General features: G+C 50.7%; 25 protein-coding genes and 2 pseudogenes. 15 read left to right on the top strand and 12 right to left on the bottom strand.

Features of this window, described 5'->3' with window-relative positions; all coding sequences use genetic code 11:
- Positions 1–298 precede the first annotated feature (298 nt).
- The 10 genes from oxdA to Y71_RS21765 all read left to right on the top strand — a co-directional run bounded on the left by oxdA (position 299) and on the right by Y71_RS21765 (position 8,375).
- Positions 299–1,345 carry an aliphatic aldoxime dehydratase gene (gene oxdA / locus Y71_RS21810; protein WP_007373327.1) on the top strand — a complete coding sequence of 349 codons (1,047 nt, stop codon included), beginning with the start codon at positions 299–301 and terminating at the stop codon, positions 1,343–1,345.
- Positions 1,346–1,382: 37 nt separating this feature from the next.
- Positions 1,383–2,249: a transporter gene (locus tag Y71_RS21805; protein WP_007373328.1), complete on the top strand. Its 867-nt coding sequence runs from the start codon at positions 1,383–1,385 to the stop codon at positions 2,247–2,249.
- Between the two features lie 110 nt (positions 2,250–2,359).
- Positions 2,360–3,874, top strand: a complete 1,515-nt coding sequence (locus tag Y71_RS21800) for an amidase (RefSeq protein WP_007373329.1) — start codon at positions 2,360–2,362, stop codon at positions 3,872–3,874.
- A gap of 80 nt (positions 3,875–3,954) precedes the next feature.
- Positions 3,955–4,578 (top strand): nitrile hydratase subunit alpha, encoded by a 624-nt coding sequence (gene nthA, locus Y71_RS21795; RefSeq protein ID WP_035943177.1) that lies wholly within the window; start codon positions 3,955–3,957, stop codon positions 4,576–4,578.
- 36 nt (positions 4,579–4,614) lie between these two features.
- Positions 4,615–5,274 carry a nitrile hydratase subunit beta gene (gene nthB / locus Y71_RS21790; protein WP_007373331.1) on the top strand — a complete coding sequence of 220 codons (660 nt, stop codon included), beginning with the start codon at positions 4,615–4,617 and terminating at the stop codon, positions 5,272–5,274.
- Positions 5,271–5,705: a nitrile hydratase accessory protein gene (locus Y71_RS21785; protein ID WP_007373332.1), complete on the top strand. Its 435-nt coding sequence runs from the start codon at positions 5,271–5,273 to the stop codon at positions 5,703–5,705. Before nthB ends, Y71_RS21785 begins: the two co-directional genes overlap by 4 nt.
- Positions 5,706–5,737: 32 nt before the next feature.
- Positions 5,738–5,947: a CbtB domain-containing protein gene (locus Y71_RS21780; protein WP_007373333.1), complete on the top strand. Its 210-nt coding sequence runs from the start codon at positions 5,738–5,740 to the stop codon at positions 5,945–5,947.
- Between the two features lie 10 nt (positions 5,948–5,957).
- Positions 5,958–6,722, top strand: coding sequence for a CbtA family protein (locus tag Y71_RS21775; protein ID WP_007373334.1), 765 nt, complete (start codon positions 5,958–5,960; stop codon positions 6,720–6,722).
- Positions 6,658–7,293: a histidine phosphatase family protein gene (locus Y71_RS21770; protein ID WP_236946445.1), complete on the top strand. Its 636-nt coding sequence runs from the start codon at positions 6,658–6,660 to the stop codon at positions 7,291–7,293. The genes Y71_RS21775 and Y71_RS21770 overlap by 65 nt, the downstream gene beginning before the upstream one ends.
- A gap of 206 nt (positions 7,294–7,499) precedes the next feature.
- The gene (locus Y71_RS21765; RefSeq protein WP_007373337.1) at positions 7,500–8,375 is read left to right on the top strand and encodes an AraC family transcriptional regulator; all 876 of its coding nucleotides are present in this window, start codon (positions 7,500–7,502) and stop codon (positions 8,373–8,375) included.
- Between the two features lie 199 nt (positions 8,376–8,574).
- On the opposite strand, the gene Y71_RS31190 is transcribed toward Y71_RS21765, so the two are convergent.
- From Y71_RS31190 to Y71_RS21750, 3 genes are all read right to left on the bottom strand, one after another.
- Positions 8,575–8,712, bottom strand: a complete 138-nt coding sequence (locus Y71_RS31190) for a hypothetical protein (RefSeq protein ID WP_494337777.1) — start codon at positions 8,710–8,712, stop codon at positions 8,575–8,577.
- 77 nt (positions 8,713–8,789) lie between these two features.
- On the bottom strand, positions 8,790–10,745 hold the full coding sequence (locus tag Y71_RS21755) for a glycoside hydrolase family 127 protein (protein ID WP_007373339.1): 1,956 nt from the start codon (positions 10,743–10,745) through the stop codon (positions 8,790–8,792).
- A 10-nt stretch (positions 10,746–10,755) separates the two neighbouring features.
- A complete protein-coding gene (locus tag Y71_RS21750; protein WP_007373340.1) occupies positions 10,756–12,156 on the bottom strand; it encodes an MFS transporter in 1,401 nt (466 codons plus the stop codon).
- Positions 12,157–12,395: 239 nt separating this feature from the next.
- On the opposite strand from Y71_RS21750, the gene Y71_RS21745 reads away from it, so the two are divergent.
- Positions 12,396–13,214 carry a helix-turn-helix transcriptional regulator gene (locus Y71_RS21745; protein ID WP_007373341.1) on the top strand — a complete coding sequence of 273 codons (819 nt, stop codon included), beginning with the start codon at positions 12,396–12,398 and terminating at the stop codon, positions 13,212–13,214.
- A gap of 298 nt (positions 13,215–13,512) precedes the next feature.
- Here Y71_RS21745 and Y71_RS21740 read toward each other — a convergent pair whose 3' ends face one another.
- Positions 13,513–14,955, bottom strand: coding sequence for an IS1182 family transposase (locus Y71_RS21740; protein ID WP_072439066.1), 1,443 nt, complete (start codon positions 14,953–14,955; stop codon positions 13,513–13,515).
- A gap of 303 nt (positions 14,956–15,258) precedes the next feature.
- On the opposite strand from Y71_RS21740, the gene Y71_RS21730 reads away from it, so the two are divergent.
- The 3 genes from Y71_RS21730 to Y71_RS21720 all read left to right on the top strand — a co-directional run bounded on the left by Y71_RS21730 (position 15,259) and on the right by Y71_RS21720 (position 18,062).
- Positions 15,259–16,406, top strand: a protein-coding gene (locus tag Y71_RS21730; protein WP_085949497.1) for an IS3 family transposase whose coding sequence is annotated in 2 segments (ribosomal slippage) — positions 15,259–15,496 and positions 15,496–16,406 — 1,149 coding nt in all. Because the reading frame shifts where the segments join, the coding sequence is not laid out codon by codon here.
- 338 nt (positions 16,407–16,744) lie between these two features.
- The gene (locus Y71_RS21725; protein ID WP_071920264.1) at positions 16,745–17,743 is read left to right on the top strand and encodes a hypothetical protein; all 999 of its coding nucleotides are present in this window, start codon (positions 16,745–16,747) and stop codon (positions 17,741–17,743) included.
- Between the two features lie 13 nt (positions 17,744–17,756).
- A complete protein-coding gene (locus Y71_RS21720; protein ID WP_035943179.1) occupies positions 17,757–18,062 on the top strand; it encodes a hypothetical protein in 306 nt (101 codons plus the stop codon).
- Between the two features lie 120 nt (positions 18,063–18,182).
- On the opposite strand, the pseudogene Y71_RS31035 reads toward Y71_RS21720, so the two are convergent.
- The 6 genes and pseudogenes from Y71_RS31035 to Y71_RS21690 all read right to left on the bottom strand — a co-directional run.
- Positions 18,183–18,521 (bottom strand): annotated as a pseudogene (locus tag Y71_RS31035) (SOS response-associated peptidase family protein); the annotation flags it as partial.
- 104 nt (positions 18,522–18,625) lie between these two features.
- Entirely contained in the window at positions 18,626–19,075 is a 450-nt protein-coding gene (locus Y71_RS30145; RefSeq protein ID WP_145954153.1) for a hypothetical protein, read from the bottom strand.
- A gap of 197 nt (positions 19,076–19,272) precedes the next feature.
- Positions 19,273–20,550, bottom strand: a complete 1,278-nt coding sequence (locus tag Y71_RS21705; RefSeq protein WP_007373347.1) for an MFS transporter — start codon at positions 20,548–20,550, stop codon at positions 19,273–19,275.
- Entirely contained in the window at positions 20,547–21,038 is a 492-nt protein-coding gene (locus tag Y71_RS21700) for a NanQ anomerase/TabA/YiaL family protein (protein WP_007373348.1), read from the bottom strand. The genes Y71_RS21705 and Y71_RS21700 overlap by 4 nt, the downstream gene beginning before the upstream one ends.
- Before the next feature lie 15 nt (positions 21,039–21,053).
- Complete coding sequence (locus Y71_RS21695; RefSeq protein WP_007373349.1) at positions 21,054–21,977, bottom strand: dihydrodipicolinate synthase family protein; 924 nt, start codon at positions 21,975–21,977, stop codon at positions 21,054–21,056.
- Position 21,978: 1 nt separating this feature from the next.
- On the bottom strand, positions 21,979–23,205 hold the full coding sequence (locus Y71_RS21690; RefSeq protein ID WP_007373350.1) for a PfkB family carbohydrate kinase: 1,227 nt from the start codon (positions 23,203–23,205) through the stop codon (positions 21,979–21,981).
- A gap of 204 nt (positions 23,206–23,409) precedes the next feature.
- On the opposite strand from Y71_RS21690, the pseudogene Y71_RS30445 reads away from it, so the two are divergent.
- Positions 23,410–23,521, top strand: a pseudogene (locus Y71_RS30445) (transposase); the annotation flags it as partial.
- A gap of 396 nt (positions 23,522–23,917) precedes the next feature.
- Here Y71_RS30445 and Y71_RS21685 read toward each other — a convergent pair.
- Both Y71_RS21685 and Y71_RS21680 read right to left on the bottom strand, forming a co-directional pair.
- The gene (locus Y71_RS21685; RefSeq protein WP_007373354.1) at positions 23,918–24,223 is read right to left on the bottom strand and encodes a hypothetical protein; all 306 of its coding nucleotides are present in this window, start codon (positions 24,221–24,223) and stop codon (positions 23,918–23,920) included.
- 411 nt (positions 24,224–24,634) lie between these two features.
- On the bottom strand, positions 24,635–25,786 hold the full coding sequence (locus Y71_RS21680; RefSeq protein ID WP_007373355.1) for a Gfo/Idh/MocA family protein: 1,152 nt from the start codon (positions 25,784–25,786) through the stop codon (positions 24,635–24,637).
- Positions 25,787–26,005: the final 219 nt, after the last annotated feature.

The following is a 26,005-nucleotide window of genomic DNA, read 5'->3' as shown; positions in this document are numbered from 1 at the left end:
GCGACACCTCATAGCAGAATGAATTATTTCAAACTGAAAGCAATATTTGCGCCATGACAATTTTGAGAGATATTTCATGGGTAATGGATATATTCAGATGTGTTAAACGTGAGGCGGTGCACTATTAACGGGCAAAGCTGCACTGTTTTATTTCATCACGACTCCCCCGCAATGATAAATATCGATGTGTCCTTCCTGACCATGCGAATGTCCGGTTGAGCCAGGTATCCCGTAGTTTTCTCCCTGAGTATCAGTAGGGAATTTACCCATCGCTGAAACTCTATATCCGGGAGACTTTATGGAATCTGCCATTGATAAACACCTGCAATGCCCCCGCACACTTTCACGCCGGGTTCACGACGGCTATCAGCCACCTTTCCCTATGTTTGTCGGACGGGCCAGCGATGATCTGACACAGGTCGTTATGGCTTATCTGGGGGTGCAATTTCGTGAAGAGGATCGTGAGAACGCGGTCCGGGCAATGCAGCACATAGTATCGACCTTTAGCCTGAGTAACGGGCCCGGCAATCATGACATCTCTTTTCATACCGACAACCAGGGCTACGGTAATTTCATCGTGGTGGGGTACTGGCGGGTTCCGGCTGCGTACTGTCGCTGGGTCCGTCAGCCGGAGATCGAAAACTGGTGGTCTTCAGATGAGCGTCTGCAGGATGGCGTCGGTTATTTCCGCGAAATTATCGCCCCGCGGGCAGAACAGTTTGAGACTCTGTATGCCTTTAAGGATGATCTGCCGGGCGTCGGCGCGGTGATGGATAATATCAGTGGTGAGATCCAGGAACATGGTTACTGGGGGTCTGTGCGTGACCGCATCCCTGCATCCCAGAATGACTGGATGCAGCCTGACAATGAACTGCGCATTATTTCTGGCGATCCTGATGCTGGCGGCAGGGTTGTAGTGCAAGGACATGACAACATTACGCTCATTCGTTCAGGGCAGGACTGGATGGAAGCGGAAGAGCCAGAACGTCAGCTTTACTTCACAGAAATGCTCCCTCCTTTGCAGGCGGGTATGGATTTTCTTCGGGATGAAGGTCAGTCGCTGGGTTGTTACAGCAACCGCTTTGTTCGTAACGTGGATATCAACGGAAATCTGCTGGATATTGCCTACGATATCGGCTTCTGGCGTTCACTTGACCGGCTCGAGCGCTGGGCGGAATCACATCCCACACATCTTCGCATCTTCACCACCTTTTTCCGGGTGGTAACCGGATTGCAGAAACTGCGGCTTTACCACGAGGTTTCTGTTTCAGATGCCCGGTTTCAGACCTTCGAATATATCAACTGCCATCCGATGACCGGGATGCTGCGTGATGCTCAACGCTGAACAACACGACTATCACTTAATTCTCCGGGGATAAATTATGCACGCACTACGCTTTTTCCTGCCCGCCATACTGCTTGGTTCTGCGCCTGCACTCGCCGTTGAGGTAGCTCCCGGCGACTATAGTCAATTTCCCGACGGCACCACCGTGGGGCTACTTTATTATCAGCATGCTTCAACCGGTTCTGCGCACTCCCGCGGTGACAAAATCAGCTCTGACTACAACCTGACCTCTGATATTGGCATGCTGCGCCTGCTACACACGTTGCAGATCAGTGAGTCAGCTACGCTCGACCCGCAATTCCTGCTGCCTTTTGGCCGGATATCAGGCGGTGGCGACGCGTCTTCTCTCGGCTCAGCGAGCGGTACCGGTGACCTGATCCTTACCGTGCCTTTGAAGGTAAAACTTAACAGTGGGGGCGATATTTTCGGCTTTGCTCCCTATCTCTATGTGCCGAGCGGCAATTATGACCACAACGATGCGCTAAATCTGGGGGAGAACCGCTGGAAAGTCGACCTGCAGGCGGCCTGGGTGAAATATTTCACTGATAAATGGGCGCTGGACGTGGTCGGCGACGCCATCTGGTACGGTGACAATAACTATTACGGGCCCACCTCATCCCGCCTTCAGCAGGACAATGCATGGGCAGCCCAGATTATGGGACGTTACATGCCCGATCCTACCCTGGCGTTCGGCCTGGGTTTTGGTCAGACCTGGGGCGGTGAAACCACTATTGACGGTGACAAGCAAGATAACCCGGCACAGACCACTAACGTCCGTATCACAGCCACGAAATTTGTTACCCCCCGCGATCAGTTCCAGATACAGCTGGGCAGGGACCTGCGCGTAGAAAACGGCGCAGAAGAGAATTTCAGGCTAAATCTCCGCTATGCACGCGTTTTCTGACGCTGTCCTTCCTGACCATGTCACTGTCCGTCTCAGCCAGGTCGAGGCAGTGCCAGTGCGATATGTTCAGATCAGGATCCAGTCAGTCATTCTTGATAGAAGGAATAAATATGTCCATTGAACGTCCCGACGCCAGCCAGTTGCAGCAGATTGCAAGAGAGCTTCATATGCAGATTTCTGAGAGTGAGGCGGCAGAATATCTTGCCCTTATGCAGCCCAATCTCGACGCCTACGACCTGATTGACGGGCTAAGGGATGAGATCCCCTCAGTTGAATATCCGCGTAAAAAAGGATACCGCCCTGAGGGCGAAGAAAATCCGCTGAATGCCTGGTATTACAAAAGCGAGGTGCAGGGGACACCGGAAGGCAGGCTTGCAGGGAAAACCGTGGTGCTTAAGGACAATATTTCCCTGGCCGGCGTCCCGATGATGAACGGCGCAACATCGCTTGAGGGCCATGTACCCGCTTTTGATGCCACCGTGGTAACGCGTCTCCTTGATGCCGGTGCCACCATTCTTGGTAAAGCCACCTGTGAACATTTCTGCCTCTCAGGCGGCAGCCATACGTCAGATCCCGCTCCGGTACATAATCCCTGGCGCAGAGGGTACAGCGCGGGAGGCTCTTCATCGGGTAGTGCGGCGCTGGTTGCCGCCGGGGAAGTGGATATGGCGATAGGCTGCGACCAGGGAGGCTCCATCCGTATTCCGGCCGCTTTTTGTGGCGCTTACGGCATGAAGCCGACCCATGGGTTGGTTCCCTATACCGGAATTATGCCAATTGAAGCCACCCTCGATCATGCCGGGCCGATTACCGCAACTGTGAAGGACAATGCTCTGATGCTGGAGGTAATGGCTGGACCGGACGGGCTTGATCCGCGGCAGTACACCTCGCGGGGGGGCAACTATACCGCGGCACTTGATAAAGGGGTCAGGGGGCTGAAAATCGGGGTGGTAACGGAAGGATTCCAGTTGCCCAATCTCCAGCCCCTGCTTGCTGAAAAGGTCCGTAGCGCGGTGGCGCGGCTGGAAAGTCTTGGCGCAGTCGTTGGGGAAGTCTCTGTGCCCGGTCATCAGCTTGCCGCCGCGCTGTGGTCACCTATTGGTTGTGAAGGACTCACCATGCAGATGATGCATGGCAATGGGATGGGTTTTAACTGGGAAGGACTCTACGACATATCCCTGCTGGACAAACATGCGGCCTGGCGTGACAGCGCGGACACACTTTCTCCCTCTCTCAAGATCTGCATGCTCATCGGCCAGTATGGACTGACGCGCTATAAGGGACGTTATTACGCGAAGGCACAGAACCTGGCCCGTCTGGCCCGGGCGGACTATGACCGCGCGTTCGGTGATTTCGATCTTTTGGTCATGCCGACAGTTCCGGTGACGGCCCAGCCGCTGCCAGAAGCGGGTTGTTCAATTACCGAGTATATCTCCAGAGCATTCGAGATGATTGGCAACACGTCAGCACAGGACGTGACAGGCCATCCGGCCATGTCTGTACCTTGCGGGCTGGTTGACGGGCTACCGGTGGGCATGATGCTGATTGGGCGGCACTACGCTGAAAGCACTATCTATCAGGCCGCCGCCGCGCTGGAAGCGAGTGGTAACTGGCAGGAGATGTAAACGTTTGTAGCCCGTCTGTTCAGGGCGATACCGCCGGACCAGGAGCCCGGCAATGACATTAAACTTTCCGGAGACTTAACATGGCACACGACCACGAACACCCTCATGACCATACTGAACCACCTGAGGAAATTGCGCTTCGCGTGAAGGCGCTGGAGTCCCTGCTGACAGAAAAAGGCCTCGTAGATCCCGCTGCGCTGGATGAGCTTATCGACACGTATGAACACCGAATTGGTCCGAGGAACGGCGCGCTTGTCGTGGCAAAAGCCTGGACCGACCCTGATTATAAGGCTCGTCTTCTTGCCGATGGTACCGGGGCCATTGCGGAACTGGGTTTTTCAGGTGTGCAGGGGGAAGACATGATGGTGGTTGAAAATACTCCCGAGGTTCATAACGTAACGGTCTGTACGCTTTGCTCATGTTATCCCTGGCCAACGCTTGGCCTTCCTCCTGCCTGGTACAAATCAGCTCCCTACCGATCGCGTATTGTCATTGAGCCCCGCAGTGTTCTGGCCGAGTTTGGTCTCAACATCAGCGAGGACAGGGAAATTCGGGTGTGGGACAGCAGCGCTGAGTTGCGCTATCTGGTTCTGCCGGAAAGACCTGCCGGGACTGAGGGCTGGAGTGAAGAGCAACTGGTCGAACTGGTAACCCGTGATTCCATGATTGGTACGGGTGTGGCACTCCAGCCGGGTGATAAGTAACACACGGTATTTCTTTCAACTTTTTTGGAGAATCAGATGAACGGGATACACGATCTGGGCGGCATGCATGGTATGGGCGCCGTCATCACTGAAGAAAACGAGCCTCCTTTCCATCATGAATGGGAGAGGCGTACCTTTTCGCTTTTTGCCTCTCTGTTCGTTGGAGGTCACTTCAACGTTGATATGTTCCGGCATGCCATTGAGCGCATGAAACCGGCGCATTATCTCGAAGAGAGCTACTACGAACACTGGATGCATGCTTTCGAAACACTTCTGCTTGAGAGAGGTGTTATTACTGCGGATGAGCTTTCCGGTGCGGTTAAGCCGCTGGCAGCCTCGCCGGAAACACCGGTGCTGCGTCTGGATATGGTGCAGGCGGTTGTCAGTACCGGGGGATCTGCACGGGTAGCGATGGATGTGCCGGCCAGCTTTAAGCCTGGCGACCTGGTCAGAACCAAAAATATCAATCCTGCCGGGCATACCCGCCTGCCGCGCTATGCCCGTGGCAAAATCGGTACGATTGTGATTGACCATGGCGTATTTATCACCCCGGATACGGCGGCCCATGACCAGGGCGAACATCCTCAGCATGTTTACAGCGTGAGCTTTGCCGCAACTGAGCTATGGGGCGAGAAAGCACCGCCTAAAGACACCGTGCGAATTGATCTGTGGGACGACTATCTGGAGGCGCTATGAGTTCAGAAATCCGGACAAACTCTGCTCCCTCTGTCGAGGAGAGCGCCCCATTTGAACATCCGTGGCAGGCGCAGGTTTTTTCGCTGATCGTTTATCTTCATCAGGCCGGGCAGTTCAGCTGGAAGGCGTGGGTGGATGTTTTCAGCAAGGAAATAAAAGCCAGCCCGCTTCAGAAAGGCGAAAGCATCAACGACGCCTATTACCGGCAGTGGGTCTCAGCCGCAGAAAAAATGCTCCTGTCGCTGGAACTGACAGGAAAGGAAGATATTACCCGGCGAACCAATGAATGGCGTCAGGCTTATCTGAATACTCCGCACGGGATGCCGGTTGTACTGACCAGCGCGACCTGCGCGCCAGCCCATAATCATCACCATCCGGCTCTTCGTGTTCCCGTGGCGGTCAGCCCGGCCTCCGCCAGAATGAAACCATGAATATTATCCACAGCCCGTTATGAGGAAGAAAAATGGAACATACCGTTAATAAAATTGAAGTCGTACAGGCGCCTATTCCGTTTAATGCCATATTGCCGTGGATTGCATTTATCACGCTGATGGTGATGCTGTCTGTCTATTTTATCGGGGCAGAGCAGGGGGCCACTGCCGTTTTTTCCGGCAATCAGGTACACGAATACTTCCATGATGCCCGGCATCTGCTGGGATTCCCCTGCCACTGAGGATAAAACCATGACGGGAAAACTGCTGTTACAGGGGATGATGGCCGGGCTCCTCGCCGGCATTATCGCCTTTAGCTTCGCCCGTTTCTTCGGGGAGCCGCAGGTCGATAGTGCGATTTCATTTGAAGAAGCCCTTTCCCACAAGCAGTTAAGTGGGGAAGGTGGGCATCACCACGAGGGTGACGCTGGCGGCGAAGTTTTTAGCCGGAAAACACAGTCTGGTGCGGGTCTGCTGAGCGGAATGATCCTGTTCAGTGCGGCGATGGGTGGTGCTCTGGCCCTTTTCTGGTCGCTGTGCTGGCAACGCACAGGACCGCGAGGAGCAAGAGCGCTGGCGCTGTCATTGTCGCTGGGCGGGTTCCTGATAATGAGCATGATTCCGGGGCTGAAATATCCTCCTAACCCTCCTGCGGTGGGAGATCCTTCAACAATTGGCTATCGGACTGCGCTCTACTTCAGCATGTTGCTGGTTTCCGTGGTGATTGTCGTGACCGCAGCCTGGAGCGCCCATCAACTGAGACAGAGGCTGGGCGGGTGGAATGCCGCGCTGTGGGGAGGGCTGGTGGGGCTGGCGATGCTGATTGCCATCTGCATGCTGATGCCCGCAGTGAATGAGGTTCCGGAGGGTTTCTCCGCCGATCTCCTGTGGCGTTTTCGCCTGAGTGCTTTCGGCACTCAGTTAACGATGTGGTGCGCAACGGGGCTATTGTTTGGCACATTTGCCGAAAGGACGCTGCGCAAGCCCGGGCATCGTTATCTGGCCGAAGGATGCTGACGGCATGGCCTTCGTGATGCAACTGATTTGCCAGGGGGAAACCCTGGCAAACAGGAACTCGCGGTTCCCGTTTGACGATCCTCTTACCGAAACTTCCGTGAACCAACTGCGTCAGCTAAAGGAGTGCGTCGGGCCATTCAGTAAAGTCTGGACCGCTCCGGATCTACCTGCACGGCAGACAACATCTGCGCTAGGGCTGTGTGGTGAGTCCGTTGCGGAACTCGCTGAACCCGGATATGGCCGTTGGGCGGGCATCCCGATTAAAAAGGTTATTGAGCAGGAGCATGGCGCATTTCAGTGCTGGCTTTCCGGGGACGCGCCACCGGGAGGAGAAAATATTGTGCAAGTAATGGCGCGCACAGGAAGGTGGCTCTCGCTGAGAGTTGCAGAGCGAGGGTGTCAGTGTGCGATTGTTTCCTCTACGGTTATCAGGGCGATAGTGATTCAATTGCTCGATGCGCCTGCCAGTTCTTTTCAACTGCTTGATATTCAACCGCTAAGCATGACGCAACTGAGTAGTAATGGAAAACGCTGGCATCTTAGCTGTCTGGGAAGAAGGATGGCTGTGTGAATCCTGAATATCTCAGTGCTCAGGCATTATCCGGCAACGTGAGGCCACAACTCATCAAACAGCCATCTATGGAAAAGCTGCAATAAGCGGCTCAAACGCGCTCTGGCACGTTTTTATTCGTCAATGTTTCTGCGGACGTTCTTTGGGCAAGATCGGTCAGGCAAACTGAATCGCCTTCGAGCATATTAAGCAGCACGGAGGAAGCCATGTGTGATAACAAAACCGATAGTTACGCCAGACGTTTTAAACAGGTCTTTGATTATATTGACTGTCATCTCGATGACACATTATTACTGGAGAAACTCAGTGAAGTGGCTCACTTCTCGCCATTTCACTTCCATCGTCAGTTTTGTAGTTATTGTGGGATGCCACCTGGTCGTTACATCCAGATGATGCGTTTAAAACGCGCATCTTATCGGCTGGCTTTTAATCCGTTAGAGAAAATCACTGATATCGCGTTCGACGCCGGTTTCCAGCATTCTGAATCATTTAGCCGTGCTTTCAGACAAATGTTTGGTCTCTCACCGACGCAATTTCGCCAGCAGCCCCCTTGGGTCGATTGGCATAAGCGCATATCCGAACCTTATAAAGCCAGGAGACAAACGATGCAAGGCCAGATCAAGATCATCCATTTTCCCGCGACATCAGTCGCAATGCTGACTCATTATGGACAACCGGAGCTAATAAACGAAACTGCGGCCCGCTTTATTGAATGGCGAAAAACCACGGGTTATTCGCCTGTTGCCAGCAGCCAGACATACGGTATTGCACCACACGATCCGGACTTAACACCGCCCGATGAATTTGAGTTCCATATTTGCGGGACAGTAACGTCACCCATTGCGGAGGACAATCGCTTTGGGGTGATAAATAGTGACATCCCTGCTGGTCGATGTGCGGTGTTGCGCCATCAGGGATCGCATGATGCATTAACCGGGTTGGCTAAAACTCTGTATCGTGACTGGTTGCCTGAGAGTGGCGAGGAACTTCGCGACTTCCCGCTTTTCTTTCATTACCACAACTTTGTGCATGAGGTAGCGGAACATGAATTACTCACGGATATCTATTTGCCGTTGAAATAAACTGATTCAGCGTCATGTTTACAGTCGCCTCAGGTGTGAGACGCGCCGGGAAGCGTCCTGGCGCGTTTTTTCTCAGGGGGAGATCTGTGCAGAATTCGCAGCGCACGCTCTGCGGGATTGGTGCAGTATTGCTCTTTTCCCTGTCAGCTACATACGTAAGCACAGCGACAACAACGGCTATGGCTTCATGATACCTGGTTCACCATTTTTGCTCATAACATAGCGGAGTGTAGAACGGTGTCACTCCTTTAAGGAACCCGGCGCTAAGGTTGTCCAAAGACTCTTTGCCAGTTTTCTCATCAAAGGCCCGCAGGTCATCATCCGCAGTTGCCCCCATAAAAATCAGACCGCTGCGGATAATAATGTTACCGCCTATCATGAAACCGCCACTGAATCTGGCGGCGGAAAGAAGATTTACTCTTCGTTGACCCAGATCCTCATCTCTCCTTCTCCTCTGTTGGCCCAGCAAAACCACGGAATAAAGGTTAATGTCTGCGGCTGCCTGGTTGATGGAGAATGGTCATAGTGCCAGAGCAACGCTTGTTCGGGATTCGCTGACGTGCGTTTAATGCCCTCGGCCTGAATTAAAACTTTGTGCGAGAACAGGCCTTTGCCTTCAGTCGTTTTGAAGGTTGCGGTTTGCGGTAACCACAGGTTGTGCAGTTCCTCACCGTTATCGGCCTGTTCAAGGCAATACACCAGTGGCCCCCGCTGAATCGCCACTTTTCCGGCAACGTGCCGCACCAGCGGATTACCGTATATTCGACGTACCGGCATCGGCAAGGTCAGGGTTAACGTATCGCCTTCCTGCCAGAGTCGGTGAATATGCAGGTAACCTTTGTGAACCGCTTTTTCCACCGCAACGCCGTTGAGCGTGACCTGTGGCGCATCGCACCAGTCAGGCATGCGTAAAGCAAGGGTATGCTGCACCGGCAACGGCGACTCAACCGCAATCATCACCTTTTCCTGCCACGGGAAATTACCGCTGACACGCAGCCGCAGAACCTTATCCCCGACGGGCACTTCAATGCTGTTGCCGACATAAAGGTTGATATAGAGCGCATCCTGGTGTGGGGTATAAATGTAATGACCGAGCGAGGTCAGCAAACGCGCGATATTAGGGGGGCAGCAGGCGCAACCGAACCAGCGCTGGCGAACCGGTTTAACGTGATCATAGATATGATTAAAGCGGAGCGTTTTCGGGTGAACCTCCAGCGGGTTAACGTAAAAGAAGTGTTTACCATCCAGCGCCATGCCGCCCAGCACGGTGTTGTACAGCGCTCGTTCCATCACATCGGCATACTGGCTGTCCGCTTCCATCTCCAGCATACGGCGGGCGAACATCATCAGGCCAATGGACGCGCAGCTTTCGGCATACACGCTGTCGTTCGGCAAATCGTAATCGCTGCTGAACGCTTCACCGCTGCTTTGCGAACCGATACCGCCCGTAATATAGAGCTGGCGCTGGGCCATGTTATGCCATAAACGCAGGCAGTCTTGCCGTTTCGCCTCATCATTGCTGAGCCGGGCCAGGTGCGCCACGCCGGTCATCAAATAAACAAAACGTACCGCGTGACCGATAGCGGTTTGCTGCCCGGCAATGGGTTGATGCGCCTGGCTGTAGGCTTTGTCCTTTACCATCCACGCCGGGCCATAGGTGTTCCAGTAAGATGTTTTGCCACGCTTTTCATATTCGATATCGTAAAAATGCGGCTGCGTTCCGCGCTGCTCGACGAAGTAATTCACCAGCGCCAGATAACGCGGCTCCTGCGTTACGTCATGCAGGCGCATCAGCGCCAGCTCGATTTCGGGATGCCCGGGATAACCGTGCAACTGTGTCTCACCAGGTCCGAACACGCTGTCGATATGGTCGGCAAGTTTACACACCACCTCTAACAGACGGCGCTTACCAGTGGCCTGAAAGAAGGCCACTCCGGCCTCGATCATATGCCCGGCGCAATACAGCTCATGACATTCCGCAAGGTTAGTCCAGCGCTCGTTGGGGGCTTTGACGGTGAAATAGGTGTTGAGATAGCCGTCTTCACACTGGGCGGCAGCCACCAGTTCAATCACCTCATCGGCGGTTTTTTCCAGTTCCGCATCCGGTTGTTGGCACAGCGACCAGGCGACGGCTTCCAGCCACTTCGCCACGTCACTGTCCTGAAACACCATGCCGTAAAATTCTCCCTGCTGTAGCCCGGCGGCGATACGGAAATTTTCAATTGCATGGCTGGGATCCGCCTCGGCGATCCGATCGTTCAGCGCATCCCATTGATAAGGAATGACGACATCCCTTACCAGTTGCTGATACTGACCCAGAAAGGGATCGTTAATTTTCAGCTTATGCAGATCGACTTCCATCACAGACATAATGTTCTCCTCAGACCGGAGCATGGCGAACACGCAACTCGCTGGCTATGCGCGCCATGAGTGGATTGTTGAGTTTGCAGGCGAGAATAGTGAACGCCAGCAGCAAGTGGAATAAAGCAGGCAGCAGGGTTTCCATGCTGGTAATGCCATGCAGCGATGCCGTCGTCTGGTGCCCTGCGCCTGGGTGATAAGCGACAAAGATAAACACCAGGCTGATGATCCCGGCGCTTGAGGCCCAGGCCAGTTTGATGCAGAAGAGATTAAAGGCGAAGTTCATCCCCGAGGAGCGCACGCGGGTTTTCCACTCACCGTAGTCATCGGCGAAAGCCATCAATGCAAAATGCAGCGGCAGGGTGAAGCCGAGAATAATACCGTTGCCAAAAATCACCACCAGCCAGAAGGTCTGCCACGCCGGGCTTGTAGGCAAGAACCACATCACGATTGCCAGCGCAGCCAGGACGATGTTGGTCCAGTAATACAATCTGACGGTATCCACGCGTTTGGAAAGCGGGCTGACCAGCACCGAGCCAAGAATCGAGGCAAACGTCACCATGGTAAAAAACAGCGAGGTGTAAGCAGTACTGCCCTGCAAGACATAGGTGATGAAGTACATATAGCCTCCACCCCGAATGTTGAACACATTGATCAGCAGGAACGACATCAGCAGCATCAGCAGTAGCTGGTCATTTCGGCGCAACCCAGCCAGATGCTCACGCAGGGTAAATTTCCCCAGGCTGTCCAGTGAGACGCGCTCGCGTACCCAGAAAAAACAGCACAGAAACATCACCACCGCCACGCTACACAGAAGCCCGACGCCCAGTTGATAACCCTGCGCGGTGTTGCCTTTGCCCAGTACAGATACCAGCCAGGGCAGGCCCACAGAGACCAAAAAACCCGCCACGCCGCACAGCACAAAGCGCCAGGACTGGCAGGCAATCACTTCGCTGTGGCGGCTGGTCATGGTGTTGATCAGTGCGCAATAGGGCACGTTGATCGCGGTATAGCTGACGGAAAGCAACAGATAGGTACCGAACGCCCAGACGATCTTCATGTTCATGCTGACGTCAGGTGTGGTAAAGGTCAGAACGCCGATCACGCCAATCGGCACCGCAATCCACAGTTGCCATGGACGGAAACGTCCCCAGCGGCTCTGAGTACGGTCAGCCATAATGCCCATAATCGGATCGGACACCGCATCAAACACACGCAACGCCATAAACAGCGTCCCGACCAGCGCCGGGGTAAGACCAAATACATCGGTGTAGAAAAATGTCAGGAAATTCATGATCAGGCAGGTGATTACCGTGCCACCGGCGTCACCCAGCCCGTAACCGATTTTCTCGCGCAGGGAAAGGGCATCGCTCGCGTCCTGCTGCGTCAGTTCGGTTTGCGTAATCGGGCTAGCAGTCATAATAAACTCCTCATCAGGGTCAGAGTCCATTGCCCGCATCAGGACGGGCTTATTTTCAGGTACGGATTTATTTTGCCCGGAATACGGCGTTCAACAAGAGAAGGGAAAAGTATAAAAAGAGAGCGATTCCGACCTGTTTAATAAAGTGTGAGCTGGATCGGGCAGTAAACTATTTTTTGATTAATAATCAAATAGAAAGGCCTATTGATATGACTTAAAAAGCGGAAAATTGATTATCGATGCTTGAATTATCCATAGCGTTTCCGGTTCGTGTGCAAAATGGCGGATTGTTCATTTCTCGCGGGATAGGGAGCCATCCCGCGCGCACGCTGACCTCATGGGAAGTCATCTTTGTGGAGCGCGGAGAGCTGCAAATCCGTGAAGACGATCACCTGTTTATTGTACAGGCGGGCGAGAGTTTGCTGCTGCGCCCGGGGCATCGCCATGTGGGCGAGGGCGCTTTTCCAGCCGATCTCAAATTCTACTGGCTGCATTTTGACTGGCTGCAAGGCGTGGCCGAAGAAAGGGGGTATGCTGCGCTGCTGAGCGTCCCCCAATATACACGGGTGAGCGATCCGCAGTATGTCATTTCCCTGTTTCGCCAGTTTCTCAGCGAGCAGGAAAATATTCGCCGCAACGTGGCGATGGAGTGTATTTTGCTGCTGATCTTGCAACAAATTGCCGCCCCCGGCCCGCAGGAAAGCGCCAATGACAGCCCTGGAATGGCGTTGGCGTGGAAGGCCCATCAGCTCATTCGCACCCAATTCCATTTGCCGATCACCACGTCTTCGCTGGCAAAGGAGTTGCACTGCAACGCAGATTATCTGGGACGCGTCTACCGCCGTGTTTTTCGTCTGACGCTGACGGAAGCTATTCATCGCCAGCGCGTACTGATGGCGGAGAAGTTGCTGATCAATAATTCGCTGTCGCTAACCGAAGTCGCTAGCCAGTGCGGATTCAATGACACCAGTTACTTTCGGCAGATCTTCCGTAAACTGACCGGGCTGACGCCCACAGGCTGGAAACGTCTTTACTGTCGCGAGCACGTCAATTCGTAGTCCTGGGCAGAAATAAATGACGTCTTGACCTGCTCCTCCAGAATTCATTCCCAGGCGTAAGAAGGCTTCACTTATGGTATGGAGATGGTGAAATTTGGGGATGTGAGGTCTGCAATGAGCGCAGGCTGTGTGAAAACTCATAGCTTCAATTAGCCAAACAATATTTCTCATCTGTGTTTTAAGAATGTCGTTTAAGTTGACGAGGTAATCTGTGATTTTATTCGGATGACTCAGAAGTTTTTATTGCGGGGAAGAACCTGATATCTGTTGTTACTGGAGGATAAAACGGCTGGAACCGTTAGCCGTATTGTTCCTGCAGCTGAATTATCAATCCTGCAGTACCCCATATCGATAGCATCCTTTTCAGGTTATAAGCCAATATATGTAGACTGATTTCCGTACTGACGTTTTTAAATTTCCGCATCAGGAAGTGCGTTGCACCCATCCACATTTTAATTGTCCCAAACGGATGTTCTACCGTTTGCTTTCGCATGACCACCGCCTGAGGAAATGACTCAAGCCTCGCATGCATTTCTTCCATTTCAGCTTCATGAACCCAACGCCGTATACGCCTTGGATCGCGTTTTGATGTAGTGCATCTGGAGCGCTGGCTGCAATCGCGACAGGCAATATTGTTAAAGTACAACTGTTGCTCCAGTCCGTCCTCTGTTGAGGTAAATCGATTCTGAAGCTCATTGCCCATTGGGCATACATAAACATCTTTTTCCCTGTTATATCTGAACATTGAGCGGTTATAGAGCCCCTTACGTTCAGCACCAGAGGTATCTCCCTTTGGCACCAAAGCCACTGCTCCGCTATCCAGAACTGTTTTAATATCGCTGCGACTGTAATACCCTTTGTCGGCCAGTACTGTTATGTCTTTCCGGCCAACAGCTTTCTGAGCCAGTGTTGCCATTGAACCAAGTTGTCCATTATCTGTTGTGTTGGTGACTTCATGCGCAACAATCAAATGGTTTTTCGTATCCACAGCTGTCTGAACGTTGTAGCAAACTTGCCGGTTCATATTATTTGTTTTCATCAACCGGGAGTCAGGGTCGGTTAAAGAGAGTTGTTTATCTGGCTGTTGTGCGACTGCTTGTTGAATTTCCTGAAGCTCACGTAAGCGCTTTTTTAGCCAAGCCAGTTTAGTGGCTGTTAACTTTGTGTTTGCATCGGGCTCAGTATACTTGTCGGCTTCATCCAGCTTGTTTAAATAATAAGTAATACTTTGCTCAACGCGCTCAATATGGTCATTGGCTTTCTGGGATGTGAAGTTGTTGGGTTTGCTGTTTACTGCTTTGAATTTGCTGCCGTCAATGGCAACAACGACATCAGTGAACATTTGCATTTGCCGGCACAGGCCAATAAAGGCCCGACAGGCATTCCTGATACCTTCACCGTTATCTTTTCTGAAGTCTGCAATGGTTTTAAAGTCAGGCGTTAATCGTTCAAGTAACCACATCAGTTCAACGTTCCGATGGGCCTCTTTTTCCAGTCTACGGGAGGACTGAATTCGGTTGAGATATCCGTAAATGTACAACTTCAGTAGGGTGGCAGGGTGATATCCGGGCCGTCCAGTTCGCTTTGCATCAACTCTGCTGAAACCAAGAGAATCAAGCTTTAATCCATCTACAAATATATCAACCACTCTGACGGGGTTATCTTCAGTGACAAAATCATCCAGTGTATCAGGGAGCAATGTCACCTGATGCCTGTCTTGTCCTTGAATGTGATGGACCATGTCGGTATCCGCAGTATTCATTTGTATGCTTATAATTTTAATGAAAAAGTCATTCCGTCGCATGGGTTTATCAAGAATGGTTGATCATATGAAACCATCGCTTAGACCAAAAAGTGATCAGGAGTTTTCACACAGCCTGAGCGAGGAGCGGAAGTACACAACTGTCATCGCCATTGATGATGCTCTAATCACCTTCCCGTGTGTTAATCGATAGGGAGCAGGTCAATGAACATGACGACATGAATCGCCACGGGTTTAACAGACACCTCAGAGTCATTTAAGATGGCTTAAAGAGAGGTGCCCATGAGCGGTAAGCGTTATCCCGAAGAGTTTAAAACTGAAGCAGTCAAACAGGTTGTTGATCGCGGTTATTCTGTTGCCAGCGTTGCAACACGTCTCGATATCACCACCCACAGCCTTTATGCCTGGATAAAGAAGTACGGTCCGGATTCTTCCACTAATAAAGAACAGTCAGATGCTCAGGCCGAGATCCGCCGTCTCCAGAAAGAGCTGAAACGGGTTACCGACGAACGGGACATATTAAAAAAAGCCGCGGCGTACTTCGCAAAGCTGTCCGACTGAGGTACGCCTTTATCCGTGACAACTCCTGTTGCTGGCCTGTTCGCCTGCTCTGTCGGGTGCTGGATGTTCATCCCAGTGGTTTTTACGCCTGGCTTCAGCAGCCGCATTCACAACGCCATCAGGCAGACCTGAGACTGACAGGACAGATTAAACAGTTCTGGCTGGAGTCGGGATGCGTCTATGGTTATCGCAAAATCCATCTGGATCTGCGTGACAGCGGGCAACAGTGCGGAGTAAACAGAGTCTGGAGACTGATGAAACGTGTCGGAATAAAGGCTCAGGTCGGATACCGAAGCCCGCGGGCACGTAAAGGCGAGGCCAGTATCGTGTCACCCAACAGGCTCCAGCGACAGTTCAATCCGGATGCTCCTGATGAGCGTTGGGTAACGGACATAACCTACATCAGGACCCACGAAGGCTGGCTGTATCTTGCCGTTGTTGTTGATCTGTTCTCACGCAAAATTATCGGCTGGTCCATGCAATCCCGGATGACAAAGGACATTGTCCTGAACGCACTGCTGATGGCTGTATGGCGGCGTAATCCCGAAAAACAGGTGCTGGTTCATTCGGATCAGGGCAGTCAGTACACAAGCCATGAGTGGCAGTCGTTCCTGAAATCACACGGCCTGGAGGGTAGCATGAGCCGTCGCGGTAACTGCCATGATAATGCGGTTGCAGAAAGTTTTTTCCAGTTGTTGAAACGTGAACGGATAAAGAAAAAGATCTACGGAACGCGGGAAGAAGCCCGCAGTGATATTTTTGATTACATCGAAATGTTTTATAACAGTAAGCGTCGGCATGGTTCTAGCGAACAGATGTCACCGACAGAATATGAAAACCAGTATTATCAACGGCTCGGAAGTGTCTAGATTATCCGTGGCGATTCACACTACAAAAGGATTACAGAATTCTTTTTTTTACCATACTCTCAAAAAATAATGTTGCCTCCACATTTTTTATTAGATTATTAAACCCTTTTTTAGTAAAAGGGTTTAATCATCCTTGATGGTAATAGAATAAAATAAAATTGTCGTTATATTTACATAATCCAACCTCACTTTAATATATTGACTTCTGAACCTGGCAGAGGCAGGTCATCAATTTTTATATTCAAATAAGAGTTTTGACGCCAATTTTAATATGCATGCTTATTAGTTTATAGCTAATTAGCAACACAGATATACTTAACTGAATTGTGAGAATTCTTATGAAGAAAAAACAGCTGATTACTATATTTAGCCTGCCTCTTATTCTTACCGCCTGTAGTTCAGGCAAACTGGCCATGAACCATGCTGAAGAGGTTGCTAAATCAGGCCGTGAAATCATCAAAGTTACTAAAGAATATAATGAAAATTTAATAACCCTAAATAATGACTGGGTAGCGGTACTCCTTGGTTCCGATCCTAATTGCAGACTTACATCTGATATGACCATCCCCATTAGAGAGGAACAAAGTTCTAACCCTGGCATTGGGATGTGCGTGACACCACGTGAAGAAAAGAGAATTAAGACCATCTATCTAAATGCAAAATCTATCGACAGAAAAATATTTAAAGAAAATGAACAAATCCTGTCTGCATTCTCAGATTATCTGACAGCATTGACAGCTTATACGTCGGATGAACCTTCATATTCTGTAAGCGAACTCGTTGATAAAGCGCTTGAAAATGCCGATAGCATTAATAAAAACATCAACCTTAATGATAAACAGAAAAAATCCATCAGTGGACTTGTCTCATTTTTACAACGGCTAGCGACAGAGGAAAAAAACAAGGGAGACATAGCTTCCGTTTTAAAGGAAATGGGCCCAAAGCAATCTGAAAACCTAGATTTACTAAGAAAAGATATAGAGGAGAAAAAAGATAGGTATTTCAATACAATGAGTGGAGACATATTACACATAGCTTTACTAAATTTCAACAAACGAGCCAAACTTCCACCACAGCAGTCTGTTTCACCTAAAGAAATAGTACAACTTAATTATACAACACAAAATTACATCAAGAACATAACGGCTGCTGAAGTAGCCATTAATAAATACAAAGAATATAATAAAGGGCTTCTTTCAATAATTGAGGATGACGTTACAGATAAAAAAATAAAAGAGGAGATGCTGGATATTCAAAATAAAAATATTAAAGAAGGACTCGGATATGTTAAAGACTTCATTCAAGAACTTGGTCCAGTTATTATAGCTGCAATGTAATAGGAGAAAATTCATGGCTACACAACAGCAGAAAGATGATCTCATTAATATAATTTTAGAATTAAAAAAATTATGCGATTCAAAAATTGATAGTGAGAAAGGTAGTATATACACATATATCAGCATTAAACTAACATCCTTTATCAAAACTATAGATAGTTATGATTGCTCTATATTCAGCAACCAAGTTATCATTGACTTAATGTTCTGGGCAAACCAGGCTGTGAATGCATTGAAAACACCTACTGAAGAAGATGATTTAGCTGCGTTAAATATTATTGTTGGAAAACTCGCATACCAATTCCCTGTAATTAAATAGCATCCCTAGATAAAAATGCACATCCATACTATAAATGATGGCCAGAATTACTCTGGCTGTCTTTATATCTTATATCAAAATAGCGCATAATAACTATGCCACTCAGCTGCAGTATCCTCATCATTCAACAGACTCGATGAGCTCCGCCCACTGATTCTTCACATTCCTGACCGCGCGCATTACTGGATACCCGTTGAAACCGCCGTCAGAGGATATCTTTTCTACCTTTTTACCGTATACATCCTGTCTCATCTATTCCCGGGCAACTTCGGGCACTAGGCTAAGTGGGCTATGGTCGTGTATATCGACAAGACCTTTATCAGCAGCAGTGACAATCAAAAATCCTTCCGCCTCATCGCCAGGCTCAAACGATGTGCTTTCGATCGAAGCCATGAATATCGGCTAGCCATCTTTGTGGTGAATGAAGTAGGGTTGCTTTATATCGCCTTCCTTCTTCCACACGATTTGATTATTGACATACTTGCTGACCAGTTAGTCAACACCACAACATATCCCCCTAACGTAACGAACAGCCGCTCCTGGCACGATGCGGTCGTCTATATCTATGACATGGTGACCAAACCGAGACCCAAACCCGCCCCGAGGCATCCGGGCGTGTTCTTACCGAACGTCTGCAGTAACAAACACACAGGAAATAATGCCTGATGACTGTCACAAACTGGCACCCGGCGAAGGTGAGGGGGTATCCCCCCTTTGCCGGGTTGGACAAGCCCGGACGGATCGGGCGCGTACAGTTCTGTGCTTTTTGTATCGCGGAAAGGATCTGCTGTGGTGAGGCCAGCCCGGCGAATATCGTGATGTTTTTCGGTGTTGCGTTCTGTGCCTGCATCACAATCAGACCGGGTGTCCCGGTCAGCCCCGGTGCCTGTACCAGCGCATTCATTTTTTTCCAGTACTGCCGTGTAATCGACAGGTTTCAACTCCGTCAACCCGGCTGCACTGGCCGCCGAATCAATATTCGCCGTGGTCAATTCCCCTGCGGGGTTTTTCACGCGAGTAAGCGCCTCCTGCAACACATCCTCATGGCAATTTAACTGCACGGCTAGTTGTTACCGAGATTTTAGCAATGGCTTTCAGCGATATAAGGATCCTTTCCTTCCCGAAAGATTGTGGTTACTGTCCCGCGATACGGCCATGGCACACCGCAAGACAGACAAAGCACCAGCCGGCGCTTTGTCTGAGGAGAGAACTACTGTGCCAACGGTTTACGTACAAAGAAACCATAGAGACAGGCGCCAAGGAACAGCAGGCAGCCACCGAGAATAAAGACGTTGGTGAACTGACCGGTAGTGTCAAGGATAATCCCGGTGATCACTGGCGCCAGCGCTGCACCGAGGAAACCGCCAAAGTTCTGGATCGCACCGAGGGAAGCAACCTGCTCTTTTGGTGCCATATCTGCTGCCAGCGCCCAGATAACTCCGGATGGCATTTGCGAGCAGAAATAGCCCAGCGTCAGTAGCGTAATCGCAGTACCGCTGTTGCTGACGAACGGAATTGGCATCACAAAACAGGCCGCCATCGTCGCACCCAGCACAATAGGCACCTTACGCGCCGTTACCGCATTAACCCCTTTGCGCACCAGACGGTCAGAGATCATCCCGCCGCACAGCACGCCAAGAATACCGGCGAAGAACGGAATCGACGCAATCAGGCCCGTCTGCTTCAGGCTAAAGCCCAGCGACGTTTCCAGATAACCCGGCAGCCAGGTCAGATAAACCCAGATAGTAAACATGATGCAGAAGTTGCCGGAAATCATCAGCCAGGTCGTTTTGTTGCGGAACAGGTCGCTCCAGTTTACCTGCGGTTTATCCGCTGTGGTAACGGCGACTTTACCGGTATGAATCAGCATCGCTTCCCGCGCATCCGGATCGCGATAAAACCTCAACCACGCCAGCACTAACGGAATCCCCAACAGACCGACGGCGATAAACATCCCGCGCCAGCCTACCCACAGCAGCAGAACGGTCAGCAGCGGCGGAGCAATGGCATTAGCAATTTGCGAACCGGTATTGATGATCGATGTCGGCAGGCCGCGCTCTTTATCTGAAAACCAGCTTTGGGTGATCTTGATACCCGAGGTAAAGAACGGGGACTCAGCAACCCCTAACAGCACCCGCAGACCGTAGAAAAAACTGTAGGTGTTCACAAACCCCATCAGGAAGGTCACGGCGGACCACAGAGTCAGCGCACCGGTGAACATCTTCTTCGGACCAAAGCGGTCTACCAGCCATCCGGCGGGCAGGTTAGCCAACGCATAAGGCCAGAGGAACGCCGACAGCAGCAAGCCCATTTCAGTGCCGGAGAAACCAAACTCCTTCGAAATAGTGGTATTGGCGATACTCAGGTTGGCGCGGTCAAGGTAGTTCACTACCGCAGCCAGGAGCAGAATTAAAATGATCCCCCAGCGACGGCGGGAGAGCTTCGGCGGCGCAATTGCCGTGGCGGAAGCCGGATTCACTGTGCTCATACCGTCTCCTCCAGTAACGCACGATCGATTTTGACAACCGCCTTGCGCAGATGATTAACCCCACCACTCTGCGGATGGCAGCACGGACGATGAATATCTTGTGGAAAGAAAATTGCGAACATACCGGGCGTTAACGTCACCTGTATCTCTTCTTTTTCAACCTGCCAGAACATGATGTCCTGCTGCGGTGTACGGTCATCAACAACGGTATGCAGACCGCTTTCTACACGGCTGACACCCATACGCTCATGACCCGAGATCAAATACTGAATATCGATAAACTGGCGATGTGACTCCGGCCGCGCCTCTTCAAAAGGTACGCTGTCCATCTCCTGTAACAGGCAGAACAGCCTGCCAGGGATCAAGTCGATTTTGCCCGGCACGAAATCTTGAAAATCATTCTGCGCAAGAAAAGCCAGCGCCTGACGAATCACCGGATGGAAAGCGGATTCCTGGGCAGGCCATGCCTTCATACTGGTTACGATCATAATGGCATCCTCTGCTTAGCCAGCGATACGCTGACGCCATTGTTCGGTTCCGGCACGAATCTGGTCGAGGATCACCGTCAGCCCCCAGAACTTATTCAGCACATCATCCTTGTTAACCCGGCAGGTGATACCGTCAAAGGTCCCGAGGCGCTGATGATAAATTTTGGCGTTTTTCGGATAGCCTAGCGTTTCGGTCACGGCCCCCAGCGAGAGGAAAATCGCCAGTTCATCGGCCAGCGCGCGCTGGTTTTTCCCTTCCCGCCATAACCAGCTGTACAGTTCAGGATGGAAGTTGGTAAACACGCCGCTAAAGCCCTGCGAACCCGCCAGAATCGCTGGCCAGGCAATCGCCGCGTTGGCGTTAATGACGTTGAGCGGCGTCCCCTGAGCCAGACGTACGCGACGTTCAACGGTCGGCAGATCGCAGCTCACATCCTTCAGCACAATGAAACGGCCGCTGTTGGCGCACCAGGTAAATTCATCATCGCTTAGCAGGCGGCGATATGGCGCCGGACACTCGTAAAGGCCGAGCGGCAGAGAGGCCGGCAGCGTATCCAGCAGCGTATTGAGCGTAGCGTAGAAGACTTCGCTGCCCTCGTTACGCGGATCGAGATGGTTGGTCACCAGCACCAGAGCATCAATGCCGGTCTGCGCCATCGCCAGCAGCTCGGCTTTTTGTGCTTCAATATCGTCGCTGATATGACCAGAGGCGATAACCGGAATGCGGCCGTTAACGTGCTGTACCACAAAGCGCGCCAGCTCAACACGTTCCTCTAAAGAAAGGAACTGCATTTCGCTTGACTGGCAGACGGCAAACAGCGCATCAACCCCCTTCTCCAGATACCAGTCGATTAATTTCGCCAGCGCCGGATAGTCAATCCGATCGTCAGCTGTGAATGGCGTCAGCATTACCGGAACAATACCGTTGATCGTTTTCATATTATTTTTCCTGAGTTCTGAGGGTACGGAGTCGTGCGTTTGCCTGTTCGAAATCAGGCATGTTGGATGCCCCTTCCAGCTCAACGGCCAGAGAGGCAAAGGCGGAAGCCCAGGTTGTGGCCTGCACCAGACTGTTTCCGGCGGCCAGCGAGGCGGCTAGCGCACCGTTAAAAGCATCGCCAGCACCGGTGGTATCCACGGTGACGGCAGGGAAGGCGCGGATATGGCTAAACTGGCGGTTGTCCAGCAGCAGTGCACCACGCGACCCCATTGTAATCAGCACTTTCCTGGCACCCAGTTCGGCAATGCGCAGGGCCGCTTCTTTTGCGGTATCAAGATCGTTAATGTCGATACCCGACAATAAAGACGCCTCCGTTTCGTTCGGCGTAATGACATCCACAAAGGGAATGCTGGGTATAATTTCAGCAGAATAAGGGGCCGGGTTCAGAATCACTCGCTTACCCAGTTCGTGAGCGATCTTAATTATCGAGTGAGTGGCATCGAAATTATTCTCCAGTTGAACCAATAAAACGTCAGATGAAGATAATTCCGGAATAATTGCCTGAATTTCATTGTGGGTAATAGTCTTATTTGCCCCAGAATAAATAGCAATCATGTTTTCGCCATTTTCCTGAGAAACATAAATAATCGCATTACCGGTTGGTTCACTCTCAGATTGATAAAGCGTGTAAGAGTGAATTGCAGAGCGAGTTAGGTGATCCGCAGCTAAATTACTGAACTGATCTTTACCCACCTTTGCGACAAAATGCACCTGAGCACCGGCTTTACTGGCGGCCGTTGCCTGGTTAGCCCCTTTCCCGCCCGGCCCCAGACTGCTGCCCAGCGCCATTAGCGACTCTCCTCCCCGTGGGAAACGTTCAACCTTAGCCACAATGTCAACATTGAACGAGCCAAATACACATACCTTGCCCTGCATAAATTTTCCTTTCTGTCGCTCATCACTGGGTGATTTACGGTGATAAATAGGTTGCAGTAGCACCTCAAAACTATCACCGGTTTCAGAAATAAGTTCGGCCAGCAAACTACGGCGTGAAATAATTGCTCCGCCGTAACAGCGCTGCACCAGCCCCATCTCTGCAAGAGTATTTAAATCACTGCGTATCGTTTCTTTCGTGACATTAAAATGCGCCGCAAAATAATTCACATAGCCACGCTCATGCTCATCTAAATATTGCAAAATAGACTTTCTACGTTCTTCAAGAAACATAATGGACCCCGATAGCACTCTTGCAGTATACGAACTGACCAAAACCGGAAGAGTGACATTAATCCCATGTTTTCAGGCAGAACGGAAGCAAACAAAAATGATGAAAATGGGTTATCAGATACATGACCCTGACCCAAAATCCTGCTCCATTCAGAAACAGAAATTCCGGCATGATCCATACTCCCCTGAACGGAGGTGGTGACGATGAAAAAATCACGATTCACTGAAGAGCAGATTGTCTTTGCCCTGAAGCTGGCTGAGCCGGGCATACCGGTTCTGCCGCAAGACGGGCATTTCCGATGCCACGTTCTGTACGTAGCGCAAGAAATACGGCGGCGTTCCCACTCTGCGCCGGGATGATTGACTCCATCAGAATTTGCTGTGAAACCTTCCGGTTACCAGGATAAACAACCAACATTAAGCCGGTTATTCCTGATTATTCGGGGTCAGTCTCATGCAACAGCAGGTGGGCTTTCGCTGATGGGGATCGCACAGGGAATGGGGCCTACTCTTTTCCCTTTACGTAATCACGTACTACCCTTCCGTTTCTAACTCTTATCGACCCGTTGAACTCACAGCCAGAAGCAGACTTTCTGCTTCTGGTCGAAGGTATATTCAACTTTCTGAAGTCGCGAATATCTTTCAAATGAATTATTGCTGGAAAAATATTGTCTCGTTGGGTTGTGCCGGTCAGCTATTGCAATAAAAGCTGTTAAAAAAGCGTTTCGCTAATTGCAATTTCATCAACATGAATTATATCTGTCATATTGAATCCACGCATGTCTTCGCTAAAATCCGGGCTTTGCATATATTGGCGATTTAAAAGGTTAACATCACACTCTTCAGGGAACGTGACCACAGCTATAACCTGATTATCTTGCTCATTGCCGCCCAGATATACGCTGTTAATGAAGATCCCAAACTTTGGTAAGCTCACCATGTGCTTTGGCCAACAAGTACGGAAATATTTTTCCGCACTTTCTTTATCTTTTAATGTATAAATTCTTAATTGTTTCATTGCGCGTCGCCTTCTAATTCGGAGTAGTTAAACAAGCATAACTAACTTACAAAAAACGATAAGAGCATTTTATACAAAAAAACACATGTTACGCTTTTTCTGGTAACTATTGATGAATGATTTAATTTCTCTTATGCCCTCTTTTCACGATGAATCGACATGAAAGTCGTGCGCGCTATTTCACTCCCATCATCAACATCGGGTTTAAGTGTGATACGCGCTGCTGCAGGCCAGAAAAAGATCTCAATACTATCAGGCAAAGCGAAAATCTATTGATGGCCCGGTCCACAGGACGTGGTTTTGAGTGAGAAATAAAAACCGGCCAGGAGGCCGGTAAAGGAGATATCCAGTCTGTATCGCCATGACAAAACTCGCGATTAGGGGGACCGCGAGTCTGTAGCCGTTATATGGCTACTTTTTCCCCAGGCTGGCGTCAAATTGTTTCCAGCTTTCTGTCATATCCACCACGGTTTTCGATTTTCGCGCTTCGTCGATTTTAATTGCGGTGAGCCCGGCTTCCAGTGCGTCCACCACCGTTACTTTCAGCGGCGTTCCCTGTTTAATGTGTTTCACAATCTCTTCAGCCATCAGTGCGTCAGCGCCATAGTGACCATCGTAAGCGTTGCCGCTGTAGGTGGTATCTACTTCGCGCTCACCGGTACGGGCGTTATGCACGCGGAAATAGTTACGCACAAAGTCACCTTCCGCCATGCCGTCGGTGCCCATTACGCAAAAACGACGGAACTCATCCGGCACGTTGAGGTTGGCGTGAAAGGCCAGGGTGGCGCCACCGGCGTATTCAATGATGGCCGTCTGGTAATCGACGATATCGGCGTCGCTATCAAACACCGCGTCGGTACTGGACCAGCCGCTCGGCTTGATATGATACACCTCGGAATCAGGGGTGACGGCACCCTGCGGCGCGTGTTGCGGGGTAAAGGATTTACGGCCACCAAAGCTGGCGACACGCACCGGGCGCTCACCCATCAGGCCCTGATAAAGATCGATATCGTGACAGCATTTTTCCAGAATGTACGGACCGGCGTATTTCTCCAGCCGACGCCAGTCGCGCTGGAAGAAGGCGCCATGGTATGGCTTGATATGTTCGGTGGCTTCGATGGAGGTGATCTCTCCGAGGCGTTTATCATCACGCGCCATCAACAGGTCGTGATACAGCGGCGAGTAGCGCAGCACCAGACCGACCAGAATACGCTCGTGACCATACTGTTGCACCAGCCGCGCCATCGACATCGTCTGTTCTTCATTGATGACCACCGGCTTCTCGGTGAAGACGGTATAATCCGCGGCCAGTCCCTGACGAATATGCTCAAGATGCATAAAGTTCGGTGAGCCGATCAGCAACAGATCAAAACCGCCATGGCTCAGCAGGGCGTCAATGCTGTCGAATGCCTTGCCGGGATCGATACCGAAGGTGTGAAGATTGGGTAAACCCGCCGGAGCCGGATCGACATAACCCACTACTGAGAACTCTGTATCGGCTTTGCTGAACTCTTTCACCACATGGGAAAGACGAAAGCCAAGACCAATAATGCCCACTTTCATGTTATACCCCTGAAGCCCGTTGCCTGTTAGCTGCCCGACCCATCAGGCTGCTGATAATCTGACCGCTAACTTATTACGGCAGAAAAACTAAAGTCAATTAATATCCTGCGTGTAAAAATCAATGTTTTTATTATTTATATGATTTTAATCATTTTTATTTTGTGTTGTGTCTTCCATATTTATTTGTTATTGCGATTTAAGTTTTTTTACCCTATCTTT

It is taken from the genome of Kosakonia radicincitans DSM 16656, assembly GCF_000280495.2.
GTDB classification, from domain to species: Bacteria; Pseudomonadota; Gammaproteobacteria; order Enterobacterales; family Enterobacteriaceae; genus Kosakonia; species Kosakonia radicincitans.
This window is presented reverse-complemented; position numbering and strand designations above follow the sequence as displayed.

What these genes read in the sequence shown, in the direction of transcription:
- oxdA (WP_007373327.1), top strand. Translation starts at nt 299, where the DNA reads ATGGAATCTGCCATTGATAAACACCTGCAATGCCCCCGCACACTTTCA.
- Y71_RS21805 (WP_007373328.1), top strand. Translation starts at nt 1,383, where the DNA reads ATGCACGCACTACGCTTTTTCCTGCCCGCCATACTGCTTGGTTCTGCG.
- Y71_RS21800 (WP_007373329.1), top strand. Translation starts at nt 2,360, where the DNA reads ATGTCCATTGAACGTCCCGACGCCAGCCAGTTGCAGCAGATTGCAAGA.
- nthA (WP_035943177.1), top strand. Translation starts at nt 3,955, where the DNA reads ATGGCACACGACCACGAACACCCTCATGACCATACTGAACCACCTGAG.
- nthB (WP_007373331.1), top strand. Translation starts at nt 4,615, where the DNA reads ATGAACGGGATACACGATCTGGGCGGCATGCATGGTATGGGCGCCGTC.
- Y71_RS21785 (WP_007373332.1), top strand. Translation starts at nt 5,271, where the DNA reads ATGAGTTCAGAAATCCGGACAAACTCTGCTCCCTCTGTCGAGGAGAGC.
- Y71_RS21780 (WP_007373333.1), top strand. Translation starts at nt 5,738, where the DNA reads ATGGAACATACCGTTAATAAAATTGAAGTCGTACAGGCGCCTATTCCG.
- Y71_RS21775 (WP_007373334.1), top strand. Translation starts at nt 5,958, where the DNA reads ATGACGGGAAAACTGCTGTTACAGGGGATGATGGCCGGGCTCCTCGCC.
- Y71_RS21765 (WP_007373337.1), top strand. Translation starts at nt 7,500, where the DNA reads ATGTGTGATAACAAAACCGATAGTTACGCCAGACGTTTTAAACAGGTC.
- Y71_RS31190 (WP_494337777.1), bottom strand. Translation starts at nt 8,712, where the DNA reads ATGGGGGCAACTGCGGATGATGACCTGCGGGCCTTTGATGAGAAAACT.
- Y71_RS21755 (WP_007373339.1), bottom strand. Translation starts at nt 10,745, where the DNA reads ATGTCTGTGATGGAAGTCGATCTGCATAAGCTGAAAATTAACGATCCC.
- Y71_RS21750 (WP_007373340.1), bottom strand. Translation starts at nt 12,156, where the DNA reads ATGACTGCTAGCCCGATTACGCAAACCGAACTGACGCAGCAGGACGCG.
- Y71_RS21745 (WP_007373341.1), top strand. Translation starts at nt 12,396, where the DNA reads ATGCTTGAATTATCCATAGCGTTTCCGGTTCGTGTGCAAAATGGCGGA.
- Y71_RS21740 (WP_072439066.1), bottom strand. Translation starts at nt 14,955, where the DNA reads ATGGTCCATCACATTCAAGGACAAGACAGGCATCAGGTGACATTGCTC.
- Y71_RS21725 (WP_071920264.1), top strand. Translation starts at nt 16,745, where the DNA reads ATGAAGAAAAAACAGCTGATTACTATATTTAGCCTGCCTCTTATTCTT.
- Y71_RS21720 (WP_035943179.1), top strand. Translation starts at nt 17,757, where the DNA reads ATGGCTACACAACAGCAGAAAGATGATCTCATTAATATAATTTTAGAA.
- Y71_RS21705 (WP_007373347.1), bottom strand. Translation starts at nt 20,550, where the DNA reads ATGAGCACAGTGAATCCGGCTTCCGCCACGGCAATTGCGCCGCCGAAG.
- Y71_RS21700 (WP_007373348.1), bottom strand. Translation starts at nt 21,038, where the DNA reads ATGATCGTAACCAGTATGAAGGCATGGCCTGCCCAGGAATCCGCTTTC.
- Y71_RS21695 (WP_007373349.1), bottom strand. Translation starts at nt 21,977, where the DNA reads ATGAAAACGATCAACGGTATTGTTCCGGTAATGCTGACGCCATTCACA.
- Y71_RS21690 (WP_007373350.1), bottom strand. Translation starts at nt 23,205, where the DNA reads ATGTTTCTTGAAGAACGTAGAAAGTCTATTTTGCAATATTTAGATGAG.
- Y71_RS21685 (WP_007373354.1), bottom strand. Translation starts at nt 24,223, where the DNA reads ATGAAACAATTAAGAATTTATACATTAAAAGATAAAGAAAGTGCGGAA.
- Y71_RS21680 (WP_007373355.1), bottom strand. Translation starts at nt 25,786, where the DNA reads ATGAAAGTGGGCATTATTGGTCTTGGCTTTCGTCTTTCCCATGTGGTG.